This is a genomic window from Halomonas sp. BC2 (genome assembly GCF_002078115.1).
Taxonomy (GTDB): domain Bacteria; phylum Pseudomonadota; class Gammaproteobacteria; order Pseudomonadales; family Halomonadaceae; genus Vreelandella; species Vreelandella stevensii.
The window spans coordinates 132,886-137,726 of the sequence record NZ_LFGT01000023.1; the positions used below are offsets into that span (position 1 = coordinate 132,886).

The 4,841-nt window shown below is 65.7% G+C and carries 3 protein-coding genes and 1 pseudogene; 1 reads left to right on the forward strand and 3 read right to left on the reverse strand.

The annotated features are described in order from the left end of the window. Positions 1 to 1,271, reverse strand: a pseudogene (locus tag B7L71_RS14310) (FAD-binding protein); the annotation flags it as partial. A 306-nt stretch (positions 1,272 to 1,577) separates the two neighbouring features. On the opposite strand from B7L71_RS14310, the gene B7L71_RS14315 reads away from it, so the two are divergent. Then, positions 1,578 to 3,047 carry an anion permease gene (locus tag B7L71_RS14315; protein ID WP_081138772.1) on the forward strand — a complete coding sequence of 490 codons (1,470 nt, stop codon included), beginning with the start codon at positions 1,578 to 1,580 and terminating at the stop codon, positions 3,045 to 3,047. A gap of 39 nt (positions 3,048 to 3,086) precedes the next feature. Here the strand turns inward: B7L71_RS14315 and menH are convergent, their stop codons facing one another. Together menH and B7L71_RS14325 are read right to left on the reverse strand one after the other, a co-directional pair. After that, positions 3,087 to 3,872 carry a 2-succinyl-6-hydroxy-2,4-cyclohexadiene-1-carboxylate synthase gene (menH, locus tag B7L71_RS14320; protein ID WP_081138774.1) on the reverse strand — a complete coding sequence of 262 codons (786 nt, stop codon included), beginning with the start codon at positions 3,870 to 3,872 and terminating at the stop codon, positions 3,087 to 3,089. Beyond that, the coding region (locus B7L71_RS14325; RefSeq protein ID WP_249273272.1) for a thiamine pyrophosphate-dependent enzyme at positions 3,862 to 4,841 on the reverse strand (980 nt) is incomplete at its 5' end. The genes B7L71_RS14325 and menH, both read right to left, overlap by 11 nt.

The window sequence follows — 4,841 nt, forward strand, 5'->3', positions numbered from 1 at the left end:
CAGTCGGTGCGGGCAGCCCGCTGGCTGGCCTGCTCCCCGGCCAAACGGCCAAAAACCAGCAGCTCGGTCAGCGAGTTGGAGCCCAGCCGGTTGGCCCCATGCAGGCCTACCGAGGCACACTCCCCGGCGGCGTACAGCCCCGCAATGGTCGTTTCGCACTGGGGATCGGTTTCGATGCCGCCCATGGTGTAGTGCACCGCAGGCCGAATCGGGATCGGCTCCTTGACGGGGTCGACGTTGATATAGGATTTGGCCAGCTCGCAGATGAACGGCAGGCGCTCATGCAGATAGTCGGCGCCCAGGTGGCGAAGGTCGAGATAGACCACGTCGCTGTCGCCAAACTTGCCGGTACGCCCGGCCTGCTGCTCCTGCCAGAACGCCTGGGAGAGCTTGTCCCGAGGGCCCAGCTCCATGTACTTGTTTTCCGGCTTGCCCAAGGGTGTTTCCGGCCCCAGGCCGTAGTCCTGGAGGTAGCGGTACCCCTCCTTGTTGAGCAGAATACCGCCTTCCCCCCGGCACGCTTCGGTGATCAGGATGCCCGAGCCGGGTAGGCCGGTGGGGTGGTACTGCACGAACTCCATGTCGCGCAGCGCCACGCCGTGGCGGTAGGCCATGGCCATGCCGTCACCGGTGACGATGCCCGCATTGGTGTTGAAGCGAAACAGCCGCCCCGCCCCGCCGGTGGCCAACACCACCGCCTTGGCACGCAACAGCAGCAGCTCACCCGTGGCGACCTGCAGAGCAATGACGCCCACCACGGCCCCTTCGTGCACGGCCAGGTCCAGTACGAAGTACTCGTCGAAGCGTTCGATCTCGGGGTATTTCAGCGAGGTCTGAAACAGCGTGTGCAGCATATGGAAGCCGGTCTTGTCGGCAGCAAACCAGGTGCGCGCGGTTTTCATACCACCAAAGCGGCGCACCTGTATGCGGCCATCGGGCTGGCGGCTCCAGGGGCAGCCCCAGCGCTCCATCTGCACCAGCTCCTGGTAGGCGTGGCGCACGAAGTAGTCCACCACGCCCTGCTCCACCAGCCAGTCACCCCCGGAAACCGTGTCGTCGAAGTGCGCCTGAAACGAGTCCTCGTCACTGGTCACCGCCGCCGCGCCCCCTTCGGCCGCCACCGTGTGGGAACGCATGGGATACACCTTGGAGACCAGCGCAATGCGCTGCGCGTGACCGCCCTGCTTGGCCTGCTCGGCGGCCGCGATGGCGGCCCGCAGGCCAGCGCCCCCACCGCCGACGATGACGATATCCACATCCTGCTGCTGCATGGCACCCCCTTGTGCGGCTGCACTACTCATGACGCAATTCTCATTACGGACTTCTCATGACGCAATTCTCATGACGCGACGCCGGTCAGCGCACGGCCTGCCGCCCTGCTGATGAAGCGACGTTATCACAGCCCGACAGGCCCTCGGCCTTGATCTAAAGCATGATTGATATAGATCAAATAAACCGCGACTTGCCTTGCCTATGCTTTCCCTGACACCCGTGAAACACCACGCTGGATCTCATCTCTGCTGTGCTCACTCAGGCAAGGCGCTACGGCTTGCCGATAACCTTATCGAGAGGTCGCCATGAACCTCAGCACTTCGCTCCGCTCTCGCTGGCCGCTGCTCGCGCCACTGGCCACCACGCTGGTGATCGCCCTGCTGCCCACCCCGGCCGGGCTACCGCCCCATGCCTGGTACTTTTTCGCCATCTTTTTGGGCTGTGTGGTCGGCCTGATTCTGGAACCCCTGCCCGGCGCGGTCATCGGGCTGGTCGGCGTTACCCTGGTGGCGCTGCTTTCCCGCTGGGTGCTGTTCTCCCCGGAGCAGCTGGCCAACGACGGCTTCAACGCCGCCAACCAGGCCTTCGCCTGGGCGGTCTCGGGTTTCACCAACGCTACCGTCTGGCTGATTTTCGGTGCCTTCATGTTTGCCCTGGGGTATGAAAAAACCGGGCTGGGGCGGCGGATCTCGCTGTGGCTGGTACACGCCATGGGCAAGCGCACGCTGACCCTGGGCTACGCGGTGATGATTGCCGATGGCATTCTGGCCCCCTTTACGCCGTCCAACACGGCGCGCAGCGCAGGCACCATCTATCCGGTCATTCGTAACCTGCCGCCGCTGTACGACTCGCACCCCAACGACCCCAGCATGAAGCGTATGGGTAGCTTCCTGATGTGGACCGCCATTGCGGCCACCTGCGTGACCAGCTCGATGTTTCTCACCGCCCTGGCGCCGAACCTGCTGGCCATCGCACTCACCGAAAGCGCCACGGGCATCCATATCAGTTGGGGGCAGTGGTTCATGGCGGTGGTGCCGGTGGGGGTCCTTCTGCTGCTGTTGGTGCCGCTGCTGTGCTACTGGCTGTGCGCCCCGGAGGTAAAGGCCGGGCATGAGATCTCCGACTGGGCGAAAGGGGAACTGCAGACCCTGGGCCCGCTGACCCGCCACGAAATCGTGCTGGTCATCATGGTGGTCACCGCGCTGCTGCTATGGATCTTCGCTGGCGACCGGGTATCGGCGTCGCTGGTGGGGCTGGTGGTCATCTGCGGCATGCTGCTGACCGGCATGGTGAGCTGGAACGACATTCTCGACAACCGCGCCGCCTGGAACACCTTCGTGTGGTTTGCCACCCTGGTGGCTCTGGCGGGTGGCTTGAGCCAGGTGGGCTTCGTGGGCTGGTTCGGTAACCTGGTAGGTGGGCAGATCAGCCACTTCGACCCGCTGCTGGCCATGGTCGCCCTGGTGGTCATCTTCTATGTTCTGCACTACTTCTTCGCCAGCATCACCGCCCACGTGACTGCCCTGCTGCCGGTCATGCTGGCGGCGGCGTCAGGCATTGCAGGGCTGGACATGCAGCTGTTCATTCTGCTGTTGCTGCCCACCCTGGGCTTCATGGGCATCCTGACCCCTTATGGCACCGGCCCCAGCCCGGTGTATTACGGCAGCGGCTACTTGCCCAGCGCGCTGTACTGGCGCCTGGGGGCCATCTTCGGGCTGCTGTTCCTAGTGGCCTGGCTGGCCATTGGTCTGCCCTGGCTACTGCTGATTCAGTGAGCCACGTACTGACTCAGTGCACCATGCGCTTGCCGCGCCTCAGCGCGGCAGCGTTTGTGCGAAGTGCTGCGCCAGTTGCTGTGCCAAATGCCCTGCCATGGCCTTGGGGTGTTCCACGTGCAGGTTATGGCCGCCCGGCAGCGCCCAGTGGCGCAGGCGCGGCGCGTGCTGCGCCAGGCGGTTGGCCAGGGTGTTGAACTTGTGGTCCCGCAGGCCGGAGAAATAGCCCACTGGCAGGTCGGTCTCGGCCAGCCACTGCCAGAGAGAGGGCTGCCGACCCAGCGAGGTGACCCGCAGCATGTGCGCCACGGCGGGGCCATGGTTGGCCAACCGGCGCTGAATCTGACGCTGGCGCTGTGAGGCCGTCAAATCGGCAAACACCGGCTGCTGGTACCATGCTGTCAGCACGTCGGCCAGTGGCGACTGCTCAAAGCGCTGCGCCCAGTGCTCATCGTGGGCACGGCGCGCTTCCCGCTCTGGCGCGGCCAGCCCGGGGTGCGCGCTCTCCAACCACAGCGCCTCCAAACCGGCGGGCCGCTGGCTGGCATGATAGAGCGCCAGCCGGCCACCCAGGGAGTAGCCCAGCAGGCCATAACGCACTACGCCCGCCTCGGCCAGCGTATCGCCAAGCCAGTCATGAAAATCCGCAAAGGAGCCCACCGCAGGCACTGTGGGCTGCCCATGCCCCGGCAGGTTCAGCGCCAGGCAGCGCACGCCCGGCAGCGCTTGTTCCAGCGCCTCGCCAAGCGCTTGCCAATCTTGCTGATCGCCCAGCAGGCCGTGCAGCATCACCAGCGTAAAGGGCGGCGAAGGGTCATGATGCATCGGGTGCCTCCCTGAGCCACGCGCCCAGAGCCTGCAACGCATCGGTGGCCTGCTGATGGGGCACCGTGACCTCGATCAGCGTCACCCCGGCCTCCAGCGCCTGAGTGTAGACCTCGCAAAACGCCGCCAGCGTGGTCGGTGCGGCATAGTTCAGGTGAAACATGCGCGCCGCATGCTCGAACGCGAGCCCGTGGGGTTGGCGATAGTAGCGCTCCAGCAGGTCGCCTTCGTCCGGCACCGGCAGCATGTGGAAAATGCTGCCGCCATCGTTATTCAGCACCACCACGACCAGCGGCGCCTGGGCCCTGGCCAGCAGCGCCAGGCTGTTGAGGTCGTGAAGCGCGCTGGTGTCGCCCAGAATCACCGTGGTGGGTTCATCAGTCGTGCAGGCCAAGCCATACGCGGTGGCCAGCAGCCCATCGATGCCCGAAGCTCCGCGATTGGCCATCACCCGCAGCGGCGTCGAACGGGTCGAGCCCAGCATGTTCATCAACCGGGCGGGCAGGCTATTGCCCACGAACAGCGCCCCTCTGGCCAGTTGGGCCAGCTGATGACACACCCCCAGCTCGGAAAACTCCGCCGTATAGCGTTCGATGCCCTGGCGGGTGCGCTGCTGCAGGCGTGCCAGAGTATGCCAGGGGAGCTGGGTGGGCCCTGCGGGCAGCGTGGCGATGGCCTCGGCGGGCGTGCACACCAGCCGCTGGGTAAGGGTGAAGTCCGGGTCCAGGCGCTGGGGTAACGGGTCGACCAGCCACGCCTGCTGCCAGGGGTGGCGGGCAATCATCTGGGTCAGGCGCTTGGAAATCAGCCGGCCGCCAAACTGCAGCAGCACGTTGGCGCGGCCCAGCTCGGCGCTGACCTGCGGGTCCTGAAGGGCCAGGTCCATGTGCACCAGGTGGCGCGGGTCGCCGTGCAGCTGGCTTTGCAGGTCGGCCAGCAGCGGCCAGCCCAGCTGCTCGGCCAGGGCCG

What these genes read in the sequence shown, in the direction of transcription:
- B7L71_RS14315 (WP_081138772.1), top strand. Translation starts at nt 1,578, where the DNA reads ATGAACCTCAGCACTTCGCTCCGCTCTCGCTGGCCGCTGCTCGCGCCA.
- menH (WP_081138774.1), bottom strand. Translation starts at nt 3,872, where the DNA reads ATGCATCATGACCCTTCGCCGCCCTTTACGCTGGTGATGCTGCACGGC.